Source organism: Dyella sp., from assembly GCF_035685885.1.
Lineage (GTDB): Bacteria > Pseudomonadota > Gammaproteobacteria > Xanthomonadales > Rhodanobacteraceae > Dyella.
In genome coordinates, this window is record NZ_DASRZX010000003.1 from 1 (window position 1) to 25,619 (window position 25,619).

Below are 25,619 nucleotides of genomic sequence, written 5' to 3' on the forward strand. Positions count from 1 at the left end.
CGTCCCGGCTGAGGCAAGTCCAGTTTCAACTGATGGGTGAGCACGGGCGTGGTGATCATGAAGATCACCAGCAATACGAGCAGGACATCGACCAGCGGCGTCACGTTGATCTGTGCGAACGGAACATCGGATACACGTGCAGAGAAGGCCATGGTTCTTCCTCCTGACGGCGTGATGTGGCATCGATGTGGAGCGCCGCGCGTGGGGACGCGTCGGCGGTTCCAGCATAGGGCGCGGCATGCTGCTGGGGTAGTCCTGCCTCGCTGGACGCGGACTCGGCGCGGATGGCCCGATGCGCTAGTCTGTGGCGCTGTCTTTTCGATGCCCTGCCGATGAGTGTCCGTCGTTCCTCTCCCGCCCCGGTTCAGCCCGACCTGTTGGGAGGCGGGCAGGGACCGGACCAGGTCCATCGCCTGTTCTTCGCGCTGCTGCCAGGCGAGTCGGTGTGCCAGCAGGTCGAGGCCGCGGCGAAGAGCGTTGCGGCGGCGCAACACCTGCGCGCCAGGATGACCCGCCCTTCCCGCTACCACGTGACGCTGCATTTCCTTGGCGACCATCCCATGCTGCGCGACGATCTCGTCCGCGCGGCGATCACGGCTGCGGGGAAGATCCAGGCCTCGCCGTTCGACCTCGTACTCGACCAGGCCTCGGCGTTCCACGGACGCGAACCGCCTTGCGTACTGCGTTGTTCCGAGGTGCCGGCCGGTTTGCAGGCGCTATGGAACGACCTGCGCCAGGCACTCGTGCTTGCCGGATTGGGTGCCCACGTCTCGCGCAACTTCACCCCGCACCTTACGTATGCGTACAGTCGTGGTGCGGCGCCGCAGCCCGCGCCGGTGTCGCCCATCGCCTGGCGCGCGGAAGGTTTTGCATTGCTGCACAGCGTCGTGGGCGGCGGCGACTACCAGGTGCTGGACGCCTGGCGCTTCCAGCCGGCGTAAGCCAGGGACGTCTGACCGGCCATACCGGAAATATCTGGCGGCCGATTGCGCAACGGGTGGGGGAACACGACATACTCACGGCTCCTTCCGACGCCGGTGAGAGGCACCATGTTCAAAACCCTGCTCGCATCCCTGCTGACGCTCTCGATCGCAGCGCCCGTGGCGGCCACCACGCTGGACGCCAATCAGGCGCGCGGCCGCGACATCCTCAGTCACCTCATCGCGTTCAAGACCGAGATCGGGCAGGGCCAGGTACCGGTGATGGCCAAGTACCTGGCCGATCAGTTCCGCGCGGCGGGCTTCCCGGATGCGGACATCCATATCCTTCCGTACGGCGAGACGGCGGCCATGGTGGTGCGCTATCGCGGCGATGGCAGTGGCGGCAAGCCGATCGCGCTGATGGCGCACATGGACGTGGTGACCGCCAAGCCGGAAGACTGGCAGCGCGACCCGTTCAAGCTGATCGAGGAAAACGGCTATTTCTACGGTCGCGGCACCGAGGACATCAAGAGCGGCGTGACCGTGCTGGCGGCGAACTTCATTCGTCTGAAGAAGGAAGGCTTCGTGCCCACGCGCGACCTGGTCATCGTATACACGGGCGACGAGGAAACCACGCAGGACACCATGGAAGACCTGGTCAAGAACCATCGCGACCTGGTCGACGTGGAATACGCGCTCAACACTGATGCCGGCGGCGGCGAGCTGAGCGAGTCGGGCAAGCCGCTGGTATTCGGCTTCCAGACGGCCGAAAAGGCCTACGCCAGTTTCGAACTCACCACGCACAATCCGGGTGGTCACAGTTCGCTGCCGCGCAAGGACAACGCCATCTACGAGTTGGCCGACGCGTTGAAGAAGGTGCAGGCCTACCAGTTCCCTGTGATGTGGAACGACACCACGCTGGCCTCGTTCAAGGCGTTGGGTGCCACCACCCAGGGTAAGGTGGGCGACGCCATGCGCGCCTTCGCCAAGGATCCGCATGACGCGTCGGCCGCCGCCGTGCTGGCCGACGAACCATCGGAGGTGGGCAAGACCCGCACCACCTGCGTGGCCACGCTGCTGCGCGGTGGTCATGCGGACAACGCGCTGCCGCAATCGGCCACCGCTACCATCAATTGCCGCATTTTCCCGGGCGTGGCCATCGATACGGTGCGCAAGTCGCTGCAGGACGTGGTCGGTCCCAAGGTCGATATCGCCCTCGTCGGCAAGGCCGTATCCAGTGATGCTTCGCCGCTGCGCCAGGACGTGCTGGCGGCGGTGACCAAGGCGGTGCACAGCATCCGTCCGGGCGTGGCGGTGACGCCGATCCAGGAGTCCGGTGCCACCGACGGCCTGTATTTCCGCGCAGCGGGCATTCCCACCTATGGGGTCAACGGCATGTTCATGAAGACCAGCGACGCGTTCGCACACGGTCTGAACGAACGGGTGCCGGTCCAGGGCTTCTACGACGACCTGGCCTACTGGCACGTGCTGCTGACCACCCTGGCAGGAAAACCAGCGGCCAAGTGAGCTGCCGCACGGTATGCCGAAACTCCTGGTGCGATTTGTCTCGTGGGGGCGCAGAATGGCGCCCCCACACCTGACCGCGGAGTTCGTCATGCGTCCGACCGTCCTCGCAGTGCTGGTTGCCCTCGCTTTCCCGGTTACCGGTGCGCTTGCCGCGCCGCCCGCACCTTCGGAAGTTCCCTCCTACGTCACCGCAGCAGTGAACGACCCCGCGCGCAAGGATGACGCGTCGAATGACGACCGACGCAAGATCGCGGACCTCATGGCCTTCGCGCAGGTGAAGCCGGGGCAGACCGTGGTCGACCTCATCCCGGGCAGCGGCTACTTCACGCGCGTGTTCAGCGGCATCGTGGGCCCCAAGGGCAAGGTGTACGCGGTGTGGCCGAACGAATACGGCAAGGAAGCACAGTCTGACGTGCAGGCCACCAAGGCGCTGGTCGCCAATCCGCACTACGCCAATGTCGGCGTGCTGATGGTGCCTTCCAAGGAATTCAAGACGCCGGAGAAGGTGGACGTCGTGTTCACCTCGCAGAACTACCATGACTACCCGGACAAGTTCATGGGCAACGTGGACCCGGTGGTATTCGACAAGCAGGTCTACGACTCGCTCAAGCCTGGCGGCGTGTTCGTGGTGATCGACCACGTGGCCGAAGCGGGTTCGGGCATGCGCGACACCGACACGTTGCATCGCATCGACCCGGCCATCGTGCGCAAGCAGGTGGAGTCGGTGGGCTTCAAGTTCGACGGTGAAAGCGAGGTGCTGCGCAACGCGGCCGATCCGCACAACATCAAGGTGTTCGACAAGTCCATCCGCGGCCACACCGACCAGTTCGTCTACCGTTTCCGCAAGCCCGGTTGATGCCTTGACTGATCCGCAAAGCTCCAACGCGGAGGGCGCTTCGGCGCCCTCCAGCGATCCGCCTCCCGTGCACCCTCAACGCCCTGACGACGAAGACTGCTGCGGGCAGGGCTGCGTGCCCTGCATCTTCGATCTCTACGACGAAGCGATGGGCCGCTACCGCGAAGAACTCGCGGCATGGAAAAATCGCCACCCCGGCGAGTCCGCCGAATAACCCGCACGTGATGTGACTTCCGTGGGAGCGCACCCTGTGCGCGACACGCCTTCAGACTGGCGAAGTGGAATCTTCATGGCCATTTGTGGGAAACCCGGGCCAGGTCCATTGGGGTCATTCGCGGCGTGGCGGTCGCGCACAGGGCGCGCTCCTACAGTGATCGCTTCCGGGTTCAGGGCGCAGGCGCGGGCATGAACTTGAACGACGGCGTGTCCACGAACTGCGCGGACACTTCGCCCGAATACACCTGCCCGTTGGCCATGGTCAGCTTCTTCACCAGTGCGCCAGCTTTCAGATCGAGCTTGTGCAGGTCGACCCAGAAGGTGTTGGGCCGGGTCGCCGAATCGAAGTAGTAGACGAGGTTTTTCTGGTCCGCCACCGTGTGCCAGATGGTGGATGACAGGTTCGGTTGGTCGGGCGTGCTGATGCCAAGCGGCACGCTCACTGCACGCTGCACGCTCATGACCTCGGCCACCGACTGGTAGGCGTACGACTGGTTGGGCACGCCCGCGATGTAGTTGGGATCAAGTTGCTTGGGCACCGATTCGAGCAGGAACGAAGCACGCGCAAAGCGATCGGCGGCTCGGTTGGTGCCGGGCAGGAATTTCAGGCCGCCGATGCTTTCCCAGTATTCGTACAGCGCCAGTTGCTTGTCGTAGATCGGTGAGTTGGTCATCACCTTGTACTGGCGGCCGTGATGGATCACCAGCTTGCTGTCGACGTACTCGAAGATCGCCGAATCGCCGCTGGCATCGGAGATCGATACGTGGATGCTGAGCGGTTTGCCGTTGGGCAAGGGCGGGGCGATGATCTGGAACGGCTCCTTCGCCAGTACCTTCACTGTCTCGTCGACGCTGGCGAAGTTGTCGAGGATGTATTGGCCCCACAGGCTGATGGCCATGTGCGGCCGCTTGCGATCCGGCGTGCCGTAGTTGGTCTCGGCCAGGTAGAGCGCGTTCATCACCAGGCCCTTTTCGTTGATGCCATCGACGCTGCCGATGTCATAGCCGGCCGTGATCACGCTGCCGTAGCGCGATGTCCACTTTGGCGAATTCGGCCCCGCGTCGCCGTCGCGCTGGATGCCTGCGGGGAAAATCCACAGGTTCGATCCCATGTCCTCGGACCAGTCCATGTTGCGACCTGTGATGACCGTGTTGTCGGCGCCCACGTAGAGCGTGCGCGTGCAGGAGAGCGCGGGAGATGCCACGAGGACCGCGGCGAGTCCGGCGGCGAAGGCCAACAGGTGGCGGCTCATGGATATGCCCGGCAGCGATGGTGGCTGCAAGAGAGCACGGAGGCGATGAAAGCGTTGTGCAGCGCTGAGCGCCGCCCTTGTGGGAGCGCACCTTGTGCGCGAACGGCACAGGGAGGGCCTCGGTCGCGCAGAGGGTGCGCTCACAAAGGGTGCGCTTTAAACTGCCTGCTTCGTTTTACCGGATGCTCAGATGCGTTCCCGATCGCTCGCACTGCTTGGCGGCCTGCTGCTTGCCAGCGGCTTGGCCAATGCACAGACGCCCCGCACCGTCCTGCTGGAAGACCTGACATGGACGGAAATCCGTGACCAGGTCCATGCCGGCAAGACCACCATCATCATTCCGATCGGCGGCACCGAGCAGAGCGGCCCGGGCATCGCGGTAGGCAAGCACAACGTGCGTGCGGCCTATCTGTCCAAGAAGATCGCCGAGCGCCTGGGCAATGCGCTGGTGGCGCCGGTGGTGGCTTATGTGCCTGAGGGCGGCACCGCCCCGCCGAGTTCCCACATGCGCTTTCCCGGCACCATCACCGTGCCCGACGCCGTGTTCGAGCAGACGCTGGAGTCGGTGGCACAAAGCTTCGCCGTGCATGGTTTCCGCAACGTGGTGTTCCTGGGCGACCACGGCGGCTATCAGAAGGATCTCGATCGCGTCGCCGCCCGGCTTAACAAGGTCTGGGCGGGCAAGGCGAAGGCCATCGTGCCTCCGGAGTACTACGCCAGCTCCTCGGAGGGCTATGCGCAGCAGCTGCGCCAGCGCGGTTTCCGCGACGACGAGATCGGCACCCACGCCGGGCTTGCTGACACCTCGCTGCAGCTGGCGGTGGCGCCGCAGATGGTCCGGCTGGACCCACTGCAGCATGGCCCGAAGCTGGGCGCGGCCGATGGCGTGTACGGCGGCGATCCGCGCCGCGCCTCGGCCGATCTCGGTCAGTTGGGCGTCGATGCTATTGTGTTACATACGACCGAGGCTCTGAAGAAAGACATCCAAGCCCACTGACGCCCCTCCGGGCTCCCCCAGAACTCCCTTGATAAGTTGTCCACCATGGCCATCGTCCATTCCCCGCGCTTCTCCCGATTCTCCCGCCTTGCCCCCATCGCGCTTGCCGCGGCCTGCGTGGCCGGCACCGCCATGGCGGCTTCGTCCGTCAACACGGTTCCCGGCATGCCGGCGGTGGTCAACCCCGCCAACATGTACAGCGAGTCCGGTCTGGGCAAGATCAGCCCGGCCGTGGCCAACGACCCGGCGCGCATCTACGTGCCCAACCTGCGTTCCAACGACGTCTACGTGATCGATCCGGCCACCTTCAAGGTGGTGGACAAGTTCAAGGTGGGCGAGGGTCCGCAGCACATCGTGCCGTCGTGGGACATGCGTACGCTGTGGGCCACCAACAACGCCGAGCGCAAGAACGACGGCAGCCTTACGCCGATCGATCCGCGCACCGGCAAGCCGGGCAAGCCGGTGCCGGTGGATGATCCGTACAACATGTACTTCACGCCGGACGGCAAGGAAGCGATCGTGGTGGCCGAGGCGCACGCGCGCCTGGATTTCCGCGACGCGCATACCATGGCACTGCATTCGAGCCTGTCGGCGCCGGAATGCAAGGGCATCAACCACGCCGAGTTCGCCATCGACGGCACGTATGCCATCTTCACCTGCGAATTCACCGGCAAGCTGACCAAGATCGACCTGGTCAACCGCAAGGTGCTGGGTTACCTCGATCTCTCCAAGAAGGGCATGCCGCAGGACATCCGCGCCTCGGCGGACGGCAAGACCTTCTACGTGGCCGACATGATGGCCGATGGCGTCTACCTGATCGACGGTGCCAGCTTCAAGCAGGTCGGCTTCATCAAGACCGGCGTCGGCACCCACGGCCTGTACCCGAGCCGCGACGGCACCAAGCTCTACGTCGCCAACCGCGGCTCCAACAAGATCCACGGTCCGAAGCACGGCAAGGGCAGCGTTTCGGTGATCGACTTCAAGACGCAGAAGGTGGTGGCCAACTGGCCGATCCCCGGTGGCGGCAGCCCGGACATGGGCAACGTGAGTGCCGACGGCAAGACGCTGTGGCTTTCGGGGCGCTTTGACGACGTCGTGTATGCGTTCGACACCACGACCGGCGCAGTCCGCAGCATCAAGGTCGGGCAGGAGCCGCACGGACTTACCGTGTGGCCGCAGCCGGGCCGCTATTCGCTGGGCCACACCGGCATCATGCGCTGAGCAAAACCCTCTCCCAGGACGTTGCATGCAGCGCACCGTCCGCGAGATCAACGATCGCCGGGAAGCACGACTTCCCGGCGATTTTTTTTGCCCGGCCTGGCGGAGTCAACGGGCCGCGTGCACCGTCGTCAGCACGTCACTTTCGATGGTTACGTTCTCCGCGCCCGCTTGAGTCACGCCGGCCGTGTCGACAGCCATGGCGGATTTCCTTGCGGCCATGCAGGTCAGGGGCGCGCAACGATGTCCGGGCAGCCGGTGAATGGCCTGTCCAACGGTATCGCCTTTCTGCGCACCCACTGGTAATGTGATCCAGATCACATTGTGGCTCGACGGAACGGGGACAGGAAATGGCGGGAAAGCGATGGCTCGGCCTTTGGACCTGCCGGGTGTTCAAGCACAAGTGGACGCGCCCCGAACCGGGCCGTCGAGAGTGTGATCGTTGTGGGCGTGTCGAGCAGCGCAGCTGGCGCTTCGGCTGACGCCTTACAGATCACTGGCAATTCCTGCCACCGGCCCCACATCGGGGGCTTCCCTCACGAGGACGCCCCATGCTTCCGTTTTCCGTACTCGACCTGGCGCCAGTCACCGAGGGCAGCAACGCTGCGCAGGCGTTCGCCAATTCGCTGAACCTGGCCCAGCGCGCCGAGAGTCTCGGCTATACCCGTTACTGGCTGGCCGAACACCACAACATGCCCGGTATCGCCAGCGCCGCCACCGCGGTGCTGATTGGCCATGTCGCGGGTGGTACATCGACGATCCGGGTGGGCGCGGGCGGCATCATGTTGCCCAACCATGCACCGCTGCAGGTGGCCGAGCAGTTCGGCACGCTCGCCTCCCTCTATCCGGGGCGCATCGACCTGGGCCTGGGACGCGCGCCCGGTACCGATCATGCGACTGCGCGTGCCTTGCGCCGCTATTTCGACAGCGCGGATGCCTTCCCCCAGGACGTGGCCGAACTGCTCGCCTATTTCGAGCCGGCAACGGCGGATCAGCCAGTGCGTGCGGTGCCGGGCGCGGGCATCGAGGTGCCGGTGTGGCTGCTCGGCTCCAGCCTGTTCAGCGCACGACTGGCGGCGGCCATGGGCTTGCCGTTCGCCTTTGCTTCGCACTTCGCGCCGGATGCGATGGACGAGGCGCTGGCGCTGTATCGTCGCGACTTCCGTCCGTCCACCCGCCTGCAGGCACCGCACGCGATGCTGGGCATCAACGTCGTTGCGGCCCAAAGCGATGCCGAGGCGCGCCGCCTGTTCACCACGCAGCAGCAGAGCTTCATCAACCTGCGTCGTGGACGCCCGGGGCTGATCCCGCCGCCGATCGACGATATCGAGAACTACTGGACGCCCACCGAGAAGTTCGGCGTGGAGCGCGCGCTGGCCTGTGCGGTGATCGGCGATGCAAACACGGTGAAGCAGGGCCTGGAGGCGTTCATCGCACGTCATCGTCCCGACGAGCTGATGGTCACCGCCAACGTCTTCGAGCATGAAGCACGTTGCCGCTCATTCGAGATCGTGGCGCAGGTGCGCCAGGACATCGCCATCGCTGCGGAAAAGCGTTCGCTGTAGGAGTGCACCCAGTGCGCGATCCCGGCTGAGCCGGATCGCCACACGCACTGACCTCGGACCACCTGATGCAACAAGCAGCGGGTGGTCTCAGGGCTCGGCAAAATTCTGCCGCAAGTCCTGCTGGCAGCGGGCAAGCAGTTGTTCCGGGAAGGCCGTTACCCGTTCATCGGCATAACCCGCCTCGCCATCCAGCAGGCCCTGCTCCGAGAGCAACTGGAACATCGCCAGCCGTTGCGCGACATGCAGCGTGCGGCTCATCGGCAACGCCATGCGGCCGGCATCGCCGTCGGCATGTTCGATAAGGGCGTCGAGCACCACGGCCGGCAGCTCCCAATGGCGACCGGCCTGCACGCTCAGCTGCGTGGCGATGCGAGCGCATCCGTTGATGAAGGCGGATGAACATGCAGGCAACGCTTGTCCCAGCTCCTTGTCGAGCAACCGTGCGACGGCGCCAAGGCCCGTATAGCCCACCAGCCCGGCCAGTTGCGCTTCGAACGGATCGCATTGGCCCTTGCTGAGGTACACCGCCGCGTGAGCGCAGCGCTCCGCGTGATCCCACAGGCGCTGGCCGACGATCTGGCCGCTGGCGCCAGCGCTTGCCATCAGGATGGGCTTCATCACGTAGACCGACACCACATGGCGCAAGCCCAACTGGCCGAGCAGCACCACGGCATGCTGCAGGCTGCCCACCGGATGCGCCGTACGGTAGGCGACGCTGCCAGTGACGCGCATGACCTCGCCGACCAGTACCGGATCGCGCCGGATAAGGTCAGCCAGCTGGGCGCCATTGAGCTTGTCACTCTTCATGGCGCGCATCAGTTGCGGCAGCACGGTAGGCATGCGCGGCAGGGTGCGGACATCAAAGCGCCCGCTATCGCATTGTTCCTTCAGGCGCAGGAGGATCGACTGCTCCCGCGCCAGTTGCGCGGCATCGCTGGTGCTGTCGGGCATGTTGAGGATGAAGCGACAGAAGCGCTCTTCGATCTCGTCGCCGGTGACGGTGCCGTTGGTGCTTTCCTCCCGCTTGCTGACCGAAGGCTGGCGAACGGCCGCCGTCGGGCGCGCTGCGGGACTGGCCGAAGCGCGTTCACGTGCGAAAAACCGCCACCAATAACCCATCATCGTCCCGTTCGCTCTCTCGTCTCGCGCCCCCGCTCCGCCGTTGTATCGGCGCAGAAGCGGAAACATGTAGCGCGGATGTGTGGTCCTGCGATGCGGGCCTCAGAGCGGGCGCGAGCGATGCAGCCAGTCGACGGCGCCAAGGCCGGCCAGCCGTCCGGCGGCGAAGCAGGCCGTGAGCAGGTAGCCACCGGTGGGGGCTTCCCAGTCCAGCATTTCGCCGGCGCAAAACACGCCGGGCAGGGCGGTGAGCATGAGCCGGCCGTCCAGCGCCTCCAGGCGCACGCCGCCGCCGCTGCTGATGGCTTCCTCGATGGGGCGAGGGCGCCTCAGCGTCAGGGGGAGGCGCTTGATGGTCCGGGCCAGCATTTCGGCGTCATGGAACTGTTCGCGGTTCAGCACTTCATGCAGCAGCGCCGCCTTCACCCCGGCCAGGCCGGTCTGGCGACGCAGGTGCTCGCTCATCGAGCGGCTGCCGTGGGGTTTGGCCAGGTCGTTGCGCAAGCGTTCCAGCGTGCGATCGGGCGCGAGGTCCAGCGTGATGGTGTTCGACCCGTTCGCGGCCACGGCGTCACGCAACAAGCCGGAGAAAGCATAGATAAGGCTGCCTTCGATGCCGCCCGCGGTGATCACGCATTCACCCTGGCGCGTGTGTTCCCGGCCATGTGCGTCGCGCAGGTGGATCACCACGGGTTTCAGCGGCGCGCCCGCGAAGCGACTGGCGAGGTGTTCGCTCCAGCCGATGTCGAAGCCACAGTTGGACGGCACCAGCGGCACCACATCCACGCCGCGCGCGGCGAGCCATGGTTGCCACGCACCGTCAGAGCCCAGCTGAGGCCAGCTTCCTCCGCCGAGTGCGAGCACCACGGCATCCGCGCGAATCGCGCGTTCGCCGTCGGGCGTTCCCATGCGCAGCGTGCCGTCGGCATTCCAGCCCAGCCAACGGTGATGCACGTGGAAGCGCACGCCGCTGTCGCGCAAGCGATGGACCCAGCCGCGCAGTAGCGGAGCCGCCTTCAGGTCGCTGGGAAACACGCGGCCCGATGTGCCGACGAAGGTCTCCACGCCCAGGCCCTTGGCCCATTCGCGCAGGGCATCGGCGTCGAACCCGTCCAGCCAGGTGCCGACCTCTTTCGCGCGCGCGCCGTACCGCTGTAGAAAGGCGGGCTTGGGTTCGCCGTGGGTCAGGTTCATGCCGCCTTTGCCGGCAATGAGGAACTTGCGGCCGACCGAGCCCTTGGCCTCGAAGACATCGACCTCGATGCCCGCCGCGCGCGCGGTTTCGGCCGCCATCAGGCCGGCGGGGCCGCCACCGATAATGACGAGGCTGGCCGGGGCAGGGGTAACCAAGGACATCGCTGGCGTCAGTTCGGCAGCGTGGCCGTCATGCGCGACTGCGGTTCCACCGACACGCTGGCCGTCTCGCTCATCAGCTGCAAATGGCCGTCCTGGATCAGGCACTGCAGGCGCATGCCGCGCTGGGACATCGCCGCCAGCAGGTCCACCGTTTCAGCGGGAATGTCCAGCACGGTGAGGTTGCGATTGCGACCCAGCGAGCCGGCGATCTTGTCCCACCAGATATCCGCGCCACGGCCGCTGTAGTTGATCACCACCACGTGCTGGGCGCGGCCGCAGGCCTTGCGGATGCGCGCCTCGTCCGGCTGGCCCAGCTCGATCCATTGCTCGATCTCGCCGGTGTACGCCTTGCGCCATAGCGCCGGCTCGTCCTCATCGCTGAGTCCTTTGCCGAACTCCAGGCGCTCATCGGCAAAAAGGGCGAAGGCCAGCAGGCGCACCATCAGGCGCTCCGCCGTTTCGGAGGGGTGACGTGCCACCGTCAACGCATGGTTGGCGTAGTAGTGCCGGTCCATGTCGCTGATCTGAAGCTCGGCCTTGTAAATGGTGGCGTTGAGGGCCATGGGGACAGCCTGCGAAAGGTAACCACCCATTGTACGCGCCCGGCACGGCCGATCGCCCGGCGCTCAGCTGCGGGGCAGCAGATCCAGCAGGGGCTTGACCAGATCCATCGGCAGCGGGAAGACGATGGTCGATGCCTTGCCGCTGTTGGACATGTCGGACATCGTCTGCATGTATCGCAGCTGCAACGCCTGCGGCTGCTGGGCGAGCAGGGCCGCCGCGTCGCGCAGCTTCTCGGCCGCCTGCAGTTCGCCGTCGGCGTGGATCACCTTGGCGCGCCGCTCGCGTTCGGCCTCGGCCTGGCGGGCGATGGCGCGCACCATGGTTTCGTTGAGGTCCACGTCCTTGATCTCGACGTTGCTCACCTTGATGCCCCAGGGGTCGGTGGCTTCGTCGAGGATCTGCTGCAGGCTATGGTTGATCGAGTCGCGCTGCGAAAGGATGTCGTCCAGCTCGTGCTGGCCCAGCACCGAACGAAGCCGCGTCTGCGCCAGCTGGCTGGTGGCCTGGAAGAAATCGGCGACCTGCAGGATCGCCTTGTCCGGCTCGACCACGCGGAAATACACCACCGCATTGACGCGCACCGAGACGTTGTCGCGGGAGATCACGTCCTGCGGCGGCACGTCCATCACCCTCACGCGCAGGTCCACGCGCATCATGCGTTGCACGATGGGCACCAGGATCACCAGTCCCGGTCCCTTGGTGCCCGTATAGCGGCCCAGCGTCAGCACCACGCCGCGCTGGTATTCCGGCAGCACCTTGACCGACAGGAACAACAATGCAGCAAGCCACACCACGATGACGCCAAAGAAACCAAGCATGGAATGTCCTCCGTCAGGTGCGCATCACGCGCAACAACAGGCCATCGCGTCCGACCACGCGTATGTGCGCGCCCGCGGGCAGCGCGACGTCGCTGTGCACGCGCCATTGCTCGCCGCCGATACGGGCCCAGCCTTCACCGTCGGCCGCGACGGCATCGATGAGTTCGCCATGGGCAAGCAGCATCTGGTCGTCGCCGTGAAAGCGACGCGTCTGGCGTGACCGCTTCACCAGCCGCAACAGCCATACCAGCAAGACCACGGCGGTGAAGGCAATGCCGCCGATCACGCCAAGGTTCACCGCGTAACCCGGCACATCGCGATTGAACAACATGATCGAACCGATCACGAAAGCGATGACGCCACCGATGCCGATGGCACCGACCGACGGCGACATGGCTTCGGCAGCGATCAGGCCAACGCCCAGCGCCATCAGCGCCAGGCCCGCATAGTTCACCGGCAGCAGTTGCAGGGCATACAGGCCAATGAGCAGGCAGATCGCGCCCACCGCGCCCGGCACCAGCGCGCCGGGGTGAAAAGCCTCGATGACAAGGCCCCACATGCCAACCAGCAGGAGCAGGTAGGCGATGGTGGGATGGGTCACCACGTCCAGGAACTGCGTACGCCAGTCCGGCGCGTAGTCGCGGATCGAGAGCCCGGTGACGTGCAACACCTGGTCCGCGCCCGCGACCCGCACATGCATGCCTTCGGCGCGTGCCAACAGGCTGGCCACGTCAGGCGCCACCAGGTCGATCACGTGATTGCGCAGCGCCTCGTCGGCGGTCAGCGTGGCTGCGCCGCGTACCGCCTGCTCGGCCCATTCGGCGTTGCGCCCGCGAAGTTGCGCCAGCGAGCGGATCGAGGCGACGGCGTCGTTGAGCACCTTGTTGGATTCGGCATCTGTGGGCACGGTGGGCGCCGAGCCTGCCGCGGCGGGCGGACGTCCAAACGGAAGCGGGCTTTCCCCGCCCAGTGGGACCGGCGTCGCCGCGCCAAGGTGTGTTGCCGGCGCCATCGCCGCCACATGGCAGGCATACAGGATATAGGTGCCCGCGGAAGCGGCACGCGCGCCGCTGGGCGCCACGTAGCCAAGCACGGGCAGGCGATTGGCAAGAATGCTGGCGATGATCCGCCGCATCGATTCGGACAGGCCGCCCGGCGTGTCGATCTGCAGGACGATCACCGATGCGCCGTCCCGGTTCGCACGCTGCAGGCTGCTGTCGATGTATTCGGCGGCCGCGGGACCCACCGGACCAGTGAGCTCGATACGTGCCGCAAATGCACCGGTGCGCACGGGTGCATCGGCAGCCTGTCCGACTGCCACCATGATGGCCAGCGCCAGCAACAGGCTGGCCGATATCCAGAGCCATCGCGTCACGCGGCGCCTCCTCAACGGATCGCAGGTTCAGAGTGCGCCCGAGGATGTTTTGCCGGTGTGAGGTGGTGCGAAAGTCGCTGGATGAGTCGCCGGCCCCAAGCCAGGGCGCGCAGCGACATCAGCTGAAAACGGGTCGGCCTTGTGTGTCGAGCAGGCCGTGTTCCACCAGCCAATGCCGCGCATTTTCCGCGTCCTGCTCGAACCAGGCACGGGTCGAACCGAGGCGGTAGGTGTAACCCCAGGCATCCATGTCGGCCATCAGCTGCTGGCGGCCCACGCCGGGCAGTTCGTCGGCGAGCACGATCTGCAGGTAGCAGGTGGCGTCTTCCTCGTCGATCGAATCCGTCGCGTCGGTATGCACGAATGCGCGTCGTTCGGGCGGCAACACGATCAGGTGGCCTGCCTCGTGGAGCAGCGAATGCACGGGTGTGTCGTCGCGCGCATACACCGTGTTGCCGATGATGCCGGCTTCTTCGTCACCCCAGAAACTGCCGGGAATGGCGGTGCCGGGCGCCACATGTTCCAGCGATAGTCCGTAACGGGCGAGCAGGGTGGCGGGCGCCTCGAAGCCAATCTCGGCCAGGCGCGTCACGCTTGCTTCTTCGGAAGGAGGAGAGGAGGGAGCTGACATCGGTTGAAGAGCGCCGGGGAGCACGGCGGCAACGGTGTCCAGATGCGTGGCGCGGGGATACCGCGCCACGACCTCAGACGGACTTGGCTGGCGTGTTTTCGGGCAGCGCCACGGAGAGTTCGAGGATCTCGTGTCCGCTGTCGCGCTCGACATTGATGTTGATGGCTTCGAGGTCGACGTGGACGTATTTCTTGATCACTTCGAGCAGCTCGTTGCGCAGCAACGGCAGGTAGTCGGGAGCGCCCCGGGTCGAGCGCTCCTGAGCCACGATGATGCGAAGACGCTCCTTGGCGAGTCCAGCGGTGGGCTCCGGCTTGCGCTTCAGGAAATCAAGAATACCCATGCCGATCAGCCTCCGAATACGCGCTGGAAGAAGCCCTTCTTCGGCACATCGAGGAAGCGCAGGGCACGTTCTTCACCAAGGATGCGGGCAACGGTATCGCTGTAGGCCTGGCCCGCGAACGAGTTGTCGTCCAGGATCACCGGCACGCCGGCATTGGACGCCGCCAGCACGTTTTCTGATTCCGGAATGACGCCGACCACGTTGATGCCGAGGATTTCCTCGACGTCCTTCACGCTGAGCATTTCGCCCACGGCGACACGCGCCGGGTTGTAGCGCGTCAGCAGCAGGTGCTGCTTGATGGCCCCGTCGCCACGCTCGGCGCGACGCGTCTTGCTGGCCAGCAGGCCGAGGATGCGGTCCGAATCGCGCACCGAAGACACTTCCGGGTTGACCACCACCACGGCGTGGTCGGCGAAATACATCGCCAGGTGCGCACCCTTCTCGATGCCGGCGGGCGAGTCGCAGACGATGAAGTCGAAGCCTTCCTTGTCGAGCCCGTCGAGCACTTTCTCAACGCCTTCCTGGGTGAGCGCGTCCTTGTCGCGCGTCTGGCTGGCGGCAAGCACATAGAGGCTCTCGTAGCGCTTGTCCTTGATCAGCGCCTGCTTGAGCGTGGCTTCGCCGTGCACGACGTTGACGAAGTCGTAAACCACGCGCCGCTCGCAGCCCATGATGAGGTCGAGGTTGCGCAGGCCGACGTCGAAATCGATCACCGCGACTTTCTTGCCGGCCATGGCCAGGCCCGTCGCAAGCGAGGCGCTGGTGGTGGTCTTGCCCACGCCACCCTTGCCCGAAGTGACAACGATAATCTCAGCAGTCAAGGCTCATCTCCGCGAAATGCTTTTGTTGTAGTAATGGCGATCGTCAAAGCTTGGCGATCATTAGTTTTTCCCCTTCGAGCCAGCATCGCACAGACTGGCCTTCCAGGTCCTTCGGAATTTGTTCAAACACGCGGTAGTGGCCGGCGATGGCCACCAGTTCCGCGCGGAAGTCGGAAATATAGATGCGCGCCTTCTCATCACCCTGTGCGCCAGCCATCGCGCGACCACGCAGGCCGCCATAGATGTGGATGCTGCCGTCGGCGATCACTTCGGCGCCGTTGGCCACCGTGCCGGTGACGACCAGGTCGCGATCGCGCGCGTATACCTGTTGGCCCGAACGAACCGTGCCGTCGACGTGCTGCGCGCCGAGACCGGGCAGCACTTCGGGCTCGCTGCGGGCGGGCTCGCTGCGACGTGTCGGTTCCGCGACTGGAGCAGGAGCCGACGGCGCCGGCGGTGCGATGCTGCCTCCATCGGCGGGTTCATAGGCGGCGCGGAACTTCGCGATCAGCGGCAAGCCCATCCGGCGCGACAGCGCCTCGACCTCGCTGGTGCCGTAAGCCAGGCCCACGGGCAGCATGCCCGCCGTGCGGATGGCTTCGATCAACGCGTCGACGATGCCGTCGTCGGGCAGTTCGGGCAGATGGCTGAGATCCAGCACCACGGCCGCCCGGGAAAACAGTTGAGGGGCGGAGCGCACGCGGCGTTCCAGTTCGTCACAGAGGGCGGCGGCATCGGCGCGTCGAACGCGCACATTGGCGATGCCGACCTGGCCGAAGCGCAAGTCGCAGGCGTCTTGAGTATCCATTCGTGCATTCATGGGCGCCGCTCACCAGCGAGGCGGCGCGTGTGGGTGTCGGGGTGAAGAGGGCGAGGGCGCTCGGCCAGCCAGGGCACGTCGGGCAGGCCGCCGTGTTCGAGATAGGTCTCACGCACGAACGCGTAGCTGGGCAGGTCCTTCGCCAGCAGGCTGACCTGCCGACCCTCCTCGCCCATGCGCTGCTGGCCCACTTCCTGGAACCCATAGGTGCCATGGAACAGCACCACCACGTCGTCGCGAGGCTCCAGGAACACCTCGCAGGTCAGCAGCGGCACGCGCACCTCGGCGTAGCTGGTCACGTCGCAGTAGAAGATGCGGCCCAGGCCGTGGCGACGGTAGGCGTTGGCGATGACGATGCGGTCGATATAGGCGAACTGCGGGTAGTGCTCGGAAAACCAGCGGTAGTTTGGGCTGTCGTAGTTGCTGCCTTCGCGCAGCGCAATGAGGAAGCCTGCCAGGTGGCCGTCGATCTCGGCCACGCGGAAATAATCCGCGTGATCGTAGAAGTAGCGCAGTTGGGTGGCGTCCAGGGCGAGGATGGTGCGGCCGGCGGCGTTGTTGAGCGCCAGTACGGCATCCAGGTCGTGCTCTCGCACGTCGCGGATGGCAAGGGCCATTCGTTGCTCCGCTGTGTGTGGTTCGAGGACAAGACCGTTGAAGCGGCCCCGCGTGACGGGCGGCATTATGGCATGCGTACGGCGGCCGCACATATCACGGCGCACCATGTAAAGCCTTCGTAAAGCCTCGACCCCGGGCCCGGCGCCCGTGCCTTCCGGCAGGGGCGAGGGAATGACTTCTCACGCATTGCACCACGACTGCCGGCGGCTGATGATGCGTCCATGGCATGGTCCAACATCAATCATATCCGGCTGCTGCGGTACGCCGGTCTGTTCACTTACCTGTGCGTAGCGCTGCCGCTGCTGTCCGGGCCGGGCGGGCTGGCGCAGGTCAATGCCTGGTGGAGCAATCCAAACATCACGGGCTGGATTCTTTCCTACCTGATCTTCGGCGTGACCTATCTGCTGCTGACGCATCGCTCGGGCATGACCCGGCAGACCGGCTATCCGTCGATCGCCCAGCTGCTGGGACTGGTAGTGCTGACCGGCTCGGCCGTGGCGATGGGCTGGTTCAGCCAGAGCGGCCTGTCCGCCATGCTGATGCTGGTGATCGCCGTGGTGCTGCCGTGGCAGCTGCCAGTCGGCGCCGGGTTGCTGTGGATGTTGCTGCAGAACCTGATGCTGATCCCGATCATCGCCAGTTACATGGGCTGGACCATCGTGACGGCGTTCCTGCAGGTGTGCATGTACCTGGGCATCTCCGCGCTGGTGTTCTTCACCTCGATGATCGCCAGCCTGCAGGCGGAGGAACGCGAAATCCAGCGTCGCCTCAACTCCGAACTACGCGCCACCCGTGCCCTGTTGGCCGAATCCACCCGCATCGCCGAGCGCATGCGCATCGCGCGCGACCTGCACGACCTGGTTGGTCATCATCTGACGGCACTCAGCCTCAATCTCGAAGTGGCCAGCCACCTGGTGAATCCGCAGGCCGCCGAGCACGTGCAGAAGGCGCAGGTCACCGCCAAGCACCTGTTGTCCGACGTGCGCGAAGTCGTGAGCGAGCTGCGTCAGGACGATGCCATCGACCTGACCCAGGCGCTGCGCAGTCTTATCGAAGGCGTGCCCGGTTTGCGGGTGCACGTGGAAACACCGCCGCGCTTCAGCGTGGAAGATCCGCGCCGGGCCCAGGTGTTGCTGCGCTGTGCGCAGGAAATCATCACCAATGCCGCCAAGCACGCCGCAGCACGCAATCTTTGGCTGCGCTTTGATTACGTCAACGCCAACCTGCTGGAACTGTCGGCCCGCGATGACGGTCGCGGTGCGGCGAACTTCAAGCCGGGCAACGGGCTTGCGGGCATGCGCGAGCGACTGAACGAATTCGCAGGCAGCGTGACGGTGGACCCGTCGCTGGCCCAGGGTTTTGCGCTCACCGTGCGCCTGCCGCTGGGTGAGGCACCCGAGTTGGCGCATACGCCGTCACGGTTCGAGCCGCCCGCGTTGGGCATGGTTTGAGACAGAGTTGTCTTCAGCATTCACGCCGGCTTGATGGGCGTGCCAAAATCAGGTGGCTTGGATAGCCGCATCGTCTCCGCTGGCCGCGGGCATCGCACGCAGGCCACAACCGCTTCGAGGATCCGCGATGATTTCCGTCTGTCTTGTCGACGACCAGAACCTGGTTCGCCAGGGTGTCCGCTCACTGCTTGATCTGGCGGAGGACATCCGCGTAGTGGCCGAGTGCGCCGATGGCGCCCAGGCCGTGCAGGACATCCCGCGGATCAAGCCCGACGTGGTGCTGCTGGACCTGCGCATGCCCAACATGAGCGGGCTGGAAGTGCTGCAGGCACTGTCCGCCCGCAACGAATTGCCGCCGACCATCATCCTCACCACCTTCGACGACGACCAGCTCGTGCTGCAAGGCCTGAAGGCCGGCGCTCGCGGCTACCTGCTCAAGGACGTGTCGCTGGAGCAACTGGTCGAGGCCGTCCGCACCGTGGCGGCCGGCGGTTCACTGGTGGCGCCCATGGTTACCCAGCGCCTGCTGGCTGGCGTGGGGCGGATGCAGAACCAGTTCACCAGCCTGGAACAGCCCGACCCGTTGACCGAGCGCGAGACCGAGATCCTGCGCCTGCTTTCCGGCGGATACAGCAACAAGGAAATCGCCAACTCCCTGAAGGTGGCCGAAGGAACCGTGAAGAACCACGTTTCCAACATCCTCTCCAAGCTCGGCGTCCGCGACCGCACCCGCGCCGTGCTCAAGGCGCTGGAGTTGGGCATCGTCTGACCGCGCTCCTTGCGGACCTGGTCCCCGCGAGGGCCAGGTGTTTTGCTGGGCAAGCCCTTGAAAGCGCCGGTACCCGGCGCCTGCTCAAACAACGGGTGCGAAGACGCCTCGACAGGCGCATCCGAAGGGTCTGACGCTGCGCCGCCAGGCCTCGTGCCACAGCCATTCGCAGGCGTCTGGAAGGCTATTTCACGGCCGGATGGCGTTCCAGCGCGCGAGCAAGTAGTATCGGTGGCTTCGGCGCTGGCCGACCCCTGTCACGACGCGATTCTTCGGGAGTCTCCCGTGGCGGGCCGGTCTCCGGCGACTGCCCTTGTGCCGTATACAGAGAGACGTGCGGAGAATCCCGGAATGATGCGTGTTCTTGAATTTATTGTTGCCCTGATCATTGTCGCCGTGGTGGCGGTAGTGGTGGGCGTGGTCATGCCTGGCAGCGGCCACGTGGAAAGGTCGTTGGTCGTCGGTAAGGACATGCGTCAGGTCTACGACGTCCTGAGCAACTTCCGCCGCTTCCCGGAATACACGGTGCAGCGCGAGTACGACCGCAACATCAAGTTCGATTTCGGCGGCAAGGCCTATGGCCCGGGCGCCGAGGTGAGCTGGTCCAGCAACGACGACAAGGTCGGCAACGGCAAGTTGACGATCGCTTCGGCCGATCCGACCTTCGACAAGGTCGACTCGCAGGTGCGCAAGGCTTCCATCATCTGGAACCTGGACAACGACTGGCGCGGCAACGACAAGCACTTCACGCTTGATCTTGATCGCCAGGGCAGCCGCGGCCAGCTGACCAAGGTGACCTGGTCGTATGACGTCGCCTACGGCTTCAACCTGATCAACCGTTATTCGAACCTGTACATTCATGGTGATCCTGATGCCTTCATCCAGTTCACCCTGAACAACCTGCAGAACGTGCTGGCCTCGGTCCAGAACGTCGACTACACCAAGCTGATCCCGTACATCGAGCAGACCCAGCCGACGGCTGTGCTGATGGTGTCCACGTCGATCGAGCGCAAGGGTGGCCTCGAGGCCCTCAACGACGCGACCGACAAGGCCGTGGGCCAGATCCAGGCTGCTGCCAAGAAGCTGGGCGTGACCACCACCGGTCCGCGCATCATCTACACCACCAACTATGGCGACCAGAACTACACGTTCGACGTGGCCATGCCGATCAGCGCGACCAGCCTGAACGTCGGTGGCCAGACCGTGGAGCTCGCCGCCGCCAAGTCGCCCGACCTGGCTGCCGCCGCTGGCGCCAGCACCTCTGGTGATGCTGCTGCCGCCACTCCTGCCGACAATACTCCGGGTGGTCATGACCGCTTCGGCCGCCTGATCGTCGACAACGACGTGCGTGCCTTCCTGGCCTTCGGTGGCCCGGCCCTCAAGGCCGTGTGGAACGGTACCGCCGCTGGCGTGCCGCAGACCCGCGACCTGCTGAAGGCCTATGCGCAGACCCACGGCTACAAGTTCGACGAAGTGGTCAACCGCTTCTACGACATCGAAGCCAAGCCGGAAGTGAAGCAGGGCGAGGAAGTCACGCAGTACGCCGAGTATGACGTGTACCTGCCGCTGAGCTGGGCTCCGGAGCAGACCCCGGAACAGGAAGCCGGCCTCAAGCCGCCGTCGCTGGACGACAGCACCGAGCAGGCCCCGGCATCGTCCGGCACCGCCGCTGCTCCGGCCGAAGCTGGCACCGCCGGCAAGTAAGACCTCCACGGCAATGTCTCGAGAAGGCCCTTCCCCGCGAAGGGCCTTTTCATTTTGGCTGCCTGCATCGTCCGGCCTGGACGAACTTTTCGGGTACAGTGCAGGTCGATTCCCTGATTCACGAGGGTGCGCGGTTTTGCTGCTGCCCGTTGCCTGCCCCGACCGGACATGATCGAAACCGAACAGCTCACCCGACGCTATGGCGCCCTGACTGCCGTGGATGCGCTCAGCTTCCGCGCCGAACCGGGACAGGTGCTTGGATTGCTTGGCCCCAACGGCGCTGGCAAGACCACGGTGATGCGCATGATCGCCGGCTTCCTCGCCCCCTCCTCGGGCACGGCCCGCGTATGTGGCCATGACGTGCGCAAGGAGCCGCTGAAGGCCAAGCGTGCGCTGGGCTATCTGCCGGAAGGCGCGCCCAGTTATGGCGAACTGACGGTCCGCGAATTCCTCACCTTCATCATCCGCATGCGCGGCCTGCAGCGTGACGAAGGCTATCGGCGCTTCGAGCGCGTGGTGGGCGGGTTGCAGCTGGAAGGCGTGCTGGACCAGTGCATCGACACGCTGTCGAAGGGCCTGCGCCGCCGCGTGGGTCTGGCGCAGGCGATCGTGCACAACCCGCAGGTGCTGATGCTCGATGAGCCGACCGACGGCCTCGATCCCAACCAGAAGCACACTGTGCGCCAGCTGATCGATGCCATGGCGCGCGATCGCACCATCCTCATTTCCACGCATCTGCTGGAAGAAGTGCATGCCCTGTGCAATCGCGTGGTGATCATCGCCAACGGTCGCCTGCTGGCGGATGCCACTCCGGCAGAACTGGAGGCAAGGTCCCGCTATCACGGCGCCGTATCGTTCAGCGCGCCCGGCAGCGGTGTTTCCCAGGAGATGCTTGGACGCCTGCCTCAGGTGGCGTCGATTGAAGTGGATCCGCTCGACGGTCGCATCACGGTGTTTCCGCGCGCTGGCGAGCGCATTCTCGAACCGGTGGAAACCCTGCTTCGGCAGCAGGGCCTGGAGGTATCCGAAATCCAGTTGGAGCGGGGACGACTCGACGAGGTATTCCGGCATATCACTGCCGGCGCGGGAGGCAAGGCGTGAGTCCTGTCGCGGCGGTGATGCGGCGCGAGTTGCGCAGCTATTTCGTGACGCCCGTGGCGTACGTGTTCCTGGTCATCTTCCTGGTGATGTCGGGCATCCTCACGTTTTATGCGGGCGACTTCTATGAGCGCCAACAGGCCGACCTGCAGCCGTTCTTCGTGATGCATCCGTGGCTCTACCTGGTGCTGGTGCCCGCGGTATCCATGCGCATGTGGGCCGAGGAAGCGAAGGGCGGCACGCTGGAACTGTTGCTGAGCCTGCCACTGACACTCGGGCAGGCCATGCTCGGCAAATTCCTCGCGGCGTGGGCCTTTATCGGCCTGGCCTTGCTGCTCACGTTCCCCATCTGGCTGACGGTGAACTACCTGGGCTCTCCCGACAACGGCGTGATCTTCGCCGGCTACCTGGGCAGCTGGCTGATGGCCGGCGCGTTCCTGGCCATCGGTGCCTGTCTCTCGGCGGTGACACAAAGCCAGGTGGTGGCGTTCGTGCTGACCCTGGTGGTGTGTTTCTTGTTCATCCTGGTCGGCCAGCCGCAGGTGATGGAATTTTTCCAGGGCGCGCTTCCGCGCAAGCTCGTCAACGGCCTTGCGCACCTGAGCATGCTGCGGCACTTCGAAGCCATCTCGCGCGGCGTGCTCGACCTGCGGGACCTGCTGTATTTCGTACTTAGCATGGCGGCGTGGCTGGTGGCCGGCGTGCTGGTGCTCGACCTGAAGCGTACGCCATGATGAAAGGGCGCATCCATGTCAGCCGGCGCGCCGTGTTGTTGTCCTGCCTGGCACTGCTTGCCATCGTTTTCGTGATCGTCACGCTCGTCAGCAGCCGCTGGCAACGCTTCGGCCGCGTCGACCTTACCGAGGACAAGATCTACACGCTGACGCCGGGCACCACGCAGATCGTCGACAACCTGCACGCCCCGCTCAGGCTCACGTTGTACTTCTCCGAGCATGCCACCCGCGACCTGCCGCAGCTGCGCAGCTACGCGCAGCGCGTGCGTGAAATGCTGCAGGAAATGGTCGCCCGTGCACATGGACGCCTGCGCCTGCAGATCGTGGATCCAGTGCCTTATTCCGACGATGAAGCGAGCGCGGAGAGCTATGGCCTGACGCCTATCAACGGCGGCAGCAATGGCGAGCGCGTGTTCTTCGGCGTGGCAGGCGGCAAGCTGCCGGCCAATGCCGATAGCGAGACGGACGGCGAGGAGCACCTGCCGGGCAAGGTACTGACGATCCCGCTGTTTGATCCATCACGCGAGACCTTCCTCGAATACGACATCGCCAAGCTTCTCTACGAGCTGGACCAGCCGTCCAAGCCGCACGTCGGCCTGATCAGCAGCCTGCAGGTGGAAGGCAACCCGGTGATCGGCGAGGAACCGTGGACCGTGATGAAGCAGCTGGGCCAGCAGTTCGATGTCAGGACACTGGAACCGACCAAGCTCACGCGCATCGATCCCGACCTCAAGGCGCTGTTGCTGATCCATCCGAAGCAGTTGCCGACCGATGCGCTCTACGCCATCGACCAGTACGTGCTGGGCGGCGGTCATCTCGTGGTGTTCGTCGATCCGGTGGCCGAGATGGACAACACGCCGTTCGTGGATAGCAGCGGCCACACCGACGACCACAACTCGAACCTGGCGCCATTGTTCGAAGCGTGGGGCGTGCAATACGACCCGCAGAAGGTCGTGCTTGATCGCTCGCGCGCGCTGCGCATCGAACTTGCCGACAGCAGTTCGATGAGCCACCCCGCGATGCTTGGCCTCGGCCAGCAGGAACTGAGCCACGACGATGTGATCACGGCGAGCCTGCAGCGCATCAATGTTTCCAGCGCGGGCTATTTCGATCTCGCCCCGGGAACGCAGTCGCGCCTGCAGCCGCTGATGCAGAGCACCACCGACGCCGAGCTGGTGTCGAGCGAGCGGGTGCGCGAATCGATCAACAATCCGGGCGGCCTGCTCGACAATTACCGGCCAGACAATACGCACTACGTCATTGCGGCACGCCTGCGCGGGCAATTCGCCAGCGCCTTTCCGGAGCGTGGGAAGTCAGCCGGTCACCTGGCCGCATCGGGACAGAACGCGGAAGTGATCCTGGTGGCGGATACAGACCTTCTCAGCGACCGGCTGTGGGTGTCCTATACGCAAAGCCTGCTCGGCCAGCCGCAGCTCAGCGCGCTGGCCAACAATGGCGATTTCATCACCAACATCGCCGACAACCTCAGTGGCTCGTCCGCGCTGCTCTCGATCCATGGCCGCGTGAGTTCGCAGCGGCCGTTCACGCGTGTGCTGGCGCTGCAGAGTGCGGCGGACCAGAAATACCTGGCCAAGAAGCAGGAGCTCGAACGCGAGCTGGCGGTCACGCGTACGCGTCTCAACGAATTGCAGCCGGCGAAGGCCGCCCGCGGCGACACCGTAAGTGCGGAGCAGCGTGCGGAGATCGAGCAGTTCCTGCAGCGCCAGCTGGCGATCAACAAGGAGCTGCGCAATGTGCAGCACCAGTTCAACGCCGAGATCGATGCACTGGGCCTGCGCCTGAAGTTCATCAACATCGTGCTGGTGCCGCTGCTGGTGACCTTGCTGGGCCTGCTGTACGGATGGCGCCGTTCGCGACGCAGCCGCCGTCCCCGCCTGGCGTGAGATCTTTCCATGCGAGTGCGCCGCGGCCATCGGGCTATGATGTGGGATCGCCGTTGATCCGGCACGGATTCGATCGATGATGGCAAGCGTGCTCAAGTGGATCGTGCCCTGGGAATTTTCCTGGGTCTTCCTTCTCACCTTCATGGCGTGCTGCGTGCTTTATGTGCGCGGCAGCCGGCGCCTGCCGGTCAGTGTCGGACGAAAGCTGGCGTTCTGGATCGGCATGGCGATGATCTACGTGTCGCTGCATACGTATCTGGATTTCTTCTTCGAGCATGAGTTCTTCATGCATCGCATCCAGCAGGTGCTGCTGCACCACCTGGCGCCGCTGCTGATCATCGCCTCGTATCCGGGCACGGTATTGCGCAAGGGCCTGCCGCTGGTGTGGCGTGTCCGCCTGCTGCGGCCAATAATGCGCTCGTGGCCGTGGCGCCTGTTCAGCGCGATATTCCTGAATCCGGCGGTGGCGACGATCCTGTTCGTGGCCTTCATCCTGGTCTGGCTGGTGCCGTCGATGCAGACGCTGGCCATGCTGGACTGGCGCATCTACCGTTTCATGAACTGGTCGATGCTGGTCAGCGGCTTCAGTTACTGGTGGCTCGTGCTGGACCACCGGCCGCACCCGCCGGGTCGCATGACGGCCGGTATGCGCGTGCTGTCGCCCGGCATCACCATGACGCCGCAGATCCTCGCGGGCGCCATCGTCACGTTCTCCAAGACCGACCTTTATCCGATCTTCGAAATCTGCGGGCGTGCCTTTACCTTCAACGTACTCACTGCGCAGCTGGTCGGCGGGGTGATCATGTGGGTGCCGGCCGCGATCATCGAGTCCATCGGTGGCCTGCTGGCGATGCGCCAGTGGCTGCGGTTGTCACGCAGCGGACGCATCCGGCGCAAGCCGTGGCCGCGCCGCCAGACAACCGCGGCAGATCCCTTGTAGGA

26 protein-coding genes are annotated in these 25,619 nt (G+C 65.0%); 14 read left to right on the plus strand and 12 right to left on the minus strand.

Annotation, left to right across the window (positions count from 1 at the left end; translation table 11 throughout):
* Positions 1-152: biopolymer transporter ExbD (locus VFG49_RS00255; protein ID WP_324857427.1), on the minus strand; the 152-nt coding region annotated here is incomplete at its 3' end.
* Between the two features lie 180 nt (positions 153-332).
* Here VFG49_RS00255 and thpR point away from each other — a divergent pair.
* The 4 genes from thpR (at position 333) to VFG49_RS00275 (ending at position 3,517) form a co-directional block, all read left to right on the plus strand.
* A complete protein-coding gene (thpR, locus tag VFG49_RS00260; RefSeq protein WP_324857199.1) occupies positions 333-941 on the plus strand; it encodes an RNA 2',3'-cyclic phosphodiesterase in 609 nt (202 codons plus the stop codon).
* A gap of 108 nt (positions 942-1,049) precedes the next feature.
* A complete protein-coding gene (locus tag VFG49_RS00265; RefSeq protein WP_324857201.1) occupies positions 1,050-2,447 on the plus strand; it encodes a M20/M25/M40 family metallo-hydrolase in 1,398 nt (465 codons plus the stop codon).
* Positions 2,448-2,535: 88 nt separating this feature from the next.
* Complete coding sequence (locus VFG49_RS00270; RefSeq protein WP_324857203.1) at positions 2,536-3,303, plus strand: methyltransferase; 768 nt, start codon at positions 2,536-2,538, stop codon at positions 3,301-3,303.
* Positions 3,304-3,370: 67 nt separating this feature from the next.
* Positions 3,371-3,517: an oxidoreductase-like domain-containing protein gene (locus VFG49_RS00275; RefSeq protein ID WP_324857429.1), complete on the plus strand. Its 147-nt coding sequence runs from the start codon at positions 3,371-3,373 to the stop codon at positions 3,515-3,517.
* A gap of 172 nt (positions 3,518-3,689) precedes the next feature.
* Here VFG49_RS00275 and VFG49_RS00280 read toward each other — a convergent pair whose 3' ends face one another.
* Positions 3,690-4,772, minus strand: coding sequence for a linear amide C-N hydrolase (locus tag VFG49_RS00280; RefSeq protein WP_324857205.1), 1,083 nt, complete (start codon positions 4,770-4,772; stop codon positions 3,690-3,692).
* A 190-nt stretch (positions 4,773-4,962) separates the two neighbouring features.
* On the opposite strand from VFG49_RS00280, the gene VFG49_RS00285 reads away from it, so the two are divergent.
* The 3 genes from VFG49_RS00285 (at position 4,963) to VFG49_RS00295 (ending at position 8,552) form a co-directional block, all read left to right on the plus strand.
* Positions 4,963-5,769, plus strand: coding sequence for a creatininase family protein (locus tag VFG49_RS00285; RefSeq protein WP_324857207.1), 807 nt, complete (start codon positions 4,963-4,965; stop codon positions 5,767-5,769).
* Positions 5,770-5,814: 45 nt separating this feature from the next.
* Positions 5,815-6,990: a YncE family protein gene (locus VFG49_RS00290; protein WP_324857209.1), complete on the plus strand. Its 1,176-nt coding sequence runs from the start codon at positions 5,815-5,817 to the stop codon at positions 6,988-6,990.
* 548 nt (positions 6,991-7,538) lie between these two features.
* Positions 7,539-8,552 carry an LLM class flavin-dependent oxidoreductase gene (locus tag VFG49_RS00295; RefSeq protein ID WP_324857210.1) on the plus strand — a complete coding sequence of 338 codons (1,014 nt, stop codon included), beginning with the start codon at positions 7,539-7,541 and terminating at the stop codon, positions 8,550-8,552.
* An 87-nt stretch (positions 8,553-8,639) separates the two neighbouring features.
* On the opposite strand, the gene VFG49_RS00300 is transcribed toward VFG49_RS00295, so the two are convergent.
* The 10 genes from VFG49_RS00300 to VFG49_RS00345 all read right to left on the minus strand — a co-directional run bounded on the left by VFG49_RS00300 (position 8,640) and on the right by VFG49_RS00345 (position 17,016).
* A complete protein-coding gene (locus VFG49_RS00300; RefSeq protein WP_324857211.1) occupies positions 8,640-9,674 on the minus strand; it encodes an HDOD domain-containing protein in 1,035 nt (344 codons plus the stop codon).
* Positions 9,675-9,773: 99 nt separating this feature from the next.
* Positions 9,774-11,027, minus strand: coding sequence for a TIGR03862 family flavoprotein (locus VFG49_RS00305; protein WP_324857214.1), 1,254 nt, complete (start codon positions 11,025-11,027; stop codon positions 9,774-9,776).
* Positions 11,028-11,035: 8 nt separating this feature from the next.
* Positions 11,036-11,590 (minus strand): YaeQ family protein, encoded by a 555-nt coding sequence (locus VFG49_RS00310; RefSeq protein ID WP_324857216.1) that lies wholly within the window; start codon positions 11,588-11,590, stop codon positions 11,036-11,038.
* Between the two features lie 63 nt (positions 11,591-11,653).
* Entirely contained in the window at positions 11,654-12,409 is a 756-nt protein-coding gene (locus VFG49_RS00315) for a slipin family protein (RefSeq protein ID WP_324857218.1), read from the minus strand.
* Positions 12,410-12,422: 13 nt separating this feature from the next.
* Positions 12,423-13,784 carry a nodulation protein NfeD gene (locus VFG49_RS00320; RefSeq protein WP_324857220.1) on the minus strand — a complete coding sequence of 454 codons (1,362 nt, stop codon included), beginning with the start codon at positions 13,782-13,784 and terminating at the stop codon, positions 12,423-12,425.
* A 118-nt stretch (positions 13,785-13,902) separates the two neighbouring features.
* Complete coding sequence (locus tag VFG49_RS00325) at positions 13,903-14,415, minus strand: hypothetical protein (RefSeq protein WP_324857222.1); 513 nt, start codon at positions 14,413-14,415, stop codon at positions 13,903-13,905.
* A 73-nt stretch (positions 14,416-14,488) separates the two neighbouring features.
* The gene (minE, locus tag VFG49_RS00330; RefSeq protein ID WP_324857224.1) at positions 14,489-14,758 is read right to left on the minus strand and encodes a cell division topological specificity factor MinE; all 270 of its coding nucleotides are present in this window, start codon (positions 14,756-14,758) and stop codon (positions 14,489-14,491) included.
* Between the two features lie 5 nt (positions 14,759-14,763).
* Positions 14,764-15,579: a septum site-determining protein MinD gene (gene minD, locus VFG49_RS00335; RefSeq protein WP_324857226.1), complete on the minus strand. Its 816-nt coding sequence runs from the start codon at positions 15,577-15,579 to the stop codon at positions 14,764-14,766.
* A gap of 43 nt (positions 15,580-15,622) precedes the next feature.
* Entirely contained in the window at positions 15,623-16,399 is a 777-nt protein-coding gene (gene minC, locus VFG49_RS00340) for a septum site-determining protein MinC (protein ID WP_324857228.1), read from the minus strand.
* Entirely contained in the window at positions 16,396-17,016 is a 621-nt protein-coding gene (locus tag VFG49_RS00345) for a GNAT family N-acetyltransferase (protein ID WP_324857230.1), read from the minus strand. The genes minC and VFG49_RS00345 overlap by 4 nt, the downstream gene beginning before the upstream one ends.
* 222 nt (positions 17,017-17,238) lie before the next feature.
* Here VFG49_RS00345 and VFG49_RS00350 point away from each other — a divergent pair, with 222 nt between their 5' ends.
* The 7 genes from VFG49_RS00350 (at position 17,239) to VFG49_RS00380 (ending at position 25,617) form a co-directional block, all read left to right on the plus strand.
* Positions 17,239-18,468, plus strand: coding sequence for a sensor histidine kinase (locus tag VFG49_RS00350; RefSeq protein ID WP_324857232.1), 1,230 nt, complete (start codon positions 17,239-17,241; stop codon positions 18,466-18,468).
* 127 nt (positions 18,469-18,595) lie between these two features.
* On the plus strand, positions 18,596-19,237 hold the full coding sequence (locus VFG49_RS00355; protein ID WP_026635939.1) for a response regulator: 642 nt from the start codon (positions 18,596-18,598) through the stop codon (positions 19,235-19,237).
* Between the two features lie 351 nt (positions 19,238-19,588).
* Complete coding sequence (locus VFG49_RS00360; RefSeq protein WP_324857235.1) at positions 19,589-20,941, plus strand: polyketide cyclase; 1,353 nt, start codon at positions 19,589-19,591, stop codon at positions 20,939-20,941.
* Positions 20,942-21,109: 168 nt separating this feature from the next.
* Positions 21,110-22,042 (plus strand): ABC transporter ATP-binding protein, encoded by a 933-nt coding sequence (locus VFG49_RS00365; RefSeq protein WP_324857237.1) that lies wholly within the window; start codon positions 21,110-21,112, stop codon positions 22,040-22,042.
* A complete protein-coding gene (locus tag VFG49_RS00370) occupies positions 22,039-22,773 on the plus strand; it encodes an ABC transporter permease subunit (protein ID WP_324857239.1) in 735 nt (244 codons plus the stop codon). The genes VFG49_RS00365 and VFG49_RS00370 overlap by 4 nt, the downstream gene beginning before the upstream one ends.
* Positions 22,770-24,677 (plus strand): GldG family protein, encoded by a 1,908-nt coding sequence (locus VFG49_RS00375; RefSeq protein WP_324857241.1) that lies wholly within the window; start codon positions 22,770-22,772, stop codon positions 24,675-24,677. Before VFG49_RS00370 ends, VFG49_RS00375 begins: the two co-directional genes overlap by 4 nt.
* 76 nt (positions 24,678-24,753) lie before the next feature.
* The gene (locus VFG49_RS00380; protein ID WP_324857243.1) at positions 24,754-25,617 is read left to right on the plus strand and encodes a cytochrome c oxidase assembly protein; all 864 of its coding nucleotides are present in this window, start codon (positions 24,754-24,756) and stop codon (positions 25,615-25,617) included.
* Positions 25,618-25,619 lie beyond the last annotated feature (2 nt).

Coding starts and splice junctions, on each gene's coding strand:
- thpR (WP_324857199.1), top strand. CDS start 333: ATGAGTGTCCGTCGTTCCTCTCCCGCCCCGGTTCAGCCCGACCTGTTG.
- VFG49_RS00265 (WP_324857201.1), top strand. CDS start 1,050: ATGTTCAAAACCCTGCTCGCATCCCTGCTGACGCTCTCGATCGCAGCG.
- VFG49_RS00270 (WP_324857203.1), top strand. CDS start 2,536: ATGCGTCCGACCGTCCTCGCAGTGCTGGTTGCCCTCGCTTTCCCGGTT.
- VFG49_RS00280 (WP_324857205.1), bottom strand. CDS start 4,772: ATGAGCCGCCACCTGTTGGCCTTCGCCGCCGGACTCGCCGCGGTCCTC.
- VFG49_RS00285 (WP_324857207.1), top strand. CDS start 4,963: ATGCGTTCCCGATCGCTCGCACTGCTTGGCGGCCTGCTGCTTGCCAGC.
- VFG49_RS00290 (WP_324857209.1), top strand. CDS start 5,815: ATGGCCATCGTCCATTCCCCGCGCTTCTCCCGATTCTCCCGCCTTGCC.
- VFG49_RS00295 (WP_324857210.1), top strand. CDS start 7,539: ATGCTTCCGTTTTCCGTACTCGACCTGGCGCCAGTCACCGAGGGCAGC.
- VFG49_RS00300 (WP_324857211.1), bottom strand. CDS start 9,674: ATGATGGGTTATTGGTGGCGGTTTTTCGCACGTGAACGCGCTTCGGCC.
- VFG49_RS00305 (WP_324857214.1), bottom strand. CDS start 11,027: ATGTCCTTGGTTACCCCTGCCCCGGCCAGCCTCGTCATTATCGGTGGC.
- VFG49_RS00310 (WP_324857216.1), bottom strand. CDS start 11,590: ATGGCCCTCAACGCCACCATTTACAAGGCCGAGCTTCAGATCAGCGAC.
- VFG49_RS00315 (WP_324857218.1), bottom strand. CDS start 12,409: ATGCTTGGTTTCTTTGGCGTCATCGTGGTGTGGCTTGCTGCATTGTTG.
- VFG49_RS00325 (WP_324857222.1), bottom strand. CDS start 14,415: ATGTCAGCTCCCTCCTCTCCTCCTTCCGAAGAAGCAAGCGTGACGCGC.
- minE (WP_324857224.1), bottom strand. CDS start 14,758: ATGGGTATTCTTGATTTCCTGAAGCGCAAGCCGGAGCCCACCGCTGGA.
- minC (WP_324857228.1), bottom strand. CDS start 16,399: ATGAATGCACGAATGGATACTCAAGACGCCTGCGACTTGCGCTTCGGC.
- VFG49_RS00345 (WP_324857230.1), bottom strand. CDS start 17,016: ATGGCCCTTGCCATCCGCGACGTGCGAGAGCACGACCTGGATGCCGTA.
- VFG49_RS00350 (WP_324857232.1), top strand. CDS start 17,239: ATGGCATGGTCCAACATCAATCATATCCGGCTGCTGCGGTACGCCGGT.
- VFG49_RS00355 (WP_026635939.1), top strand. CDS start 18,596: ATGATTTCCGTCTGTCTTGTCGACGACCAGAACCTGGTTCGCCAGGGT.
- VFG49_RS00360 (WP_324857235.1), top strand. CDS start 19,589: ATGATGCGTGTTCTTGAATTTATTGTTGCCCTGATCATTGTCGCCGTG.
- VFG49_RS00365 (WP_324857237.1), top strand. CDS start 21,110: ATGATCGAAACCGAACAGCTCACCCGACGCTATGGCGCCCTGACTGCC.
- VFG49_RS00375 (WP_324857241.1), top strand. CDS start 22,770: ATGATGAAAGGGCGCATCCATGTCAGCCGGCGCGCCGTGTTGTTGTCC.
- VFG49_RS00380 (WP_324857243.1), top strand. CDS start 24,754: ATGATGGCAAGCGTGCTCAAGTGGATCGTGCCCTGGGAATTTTCCTGG.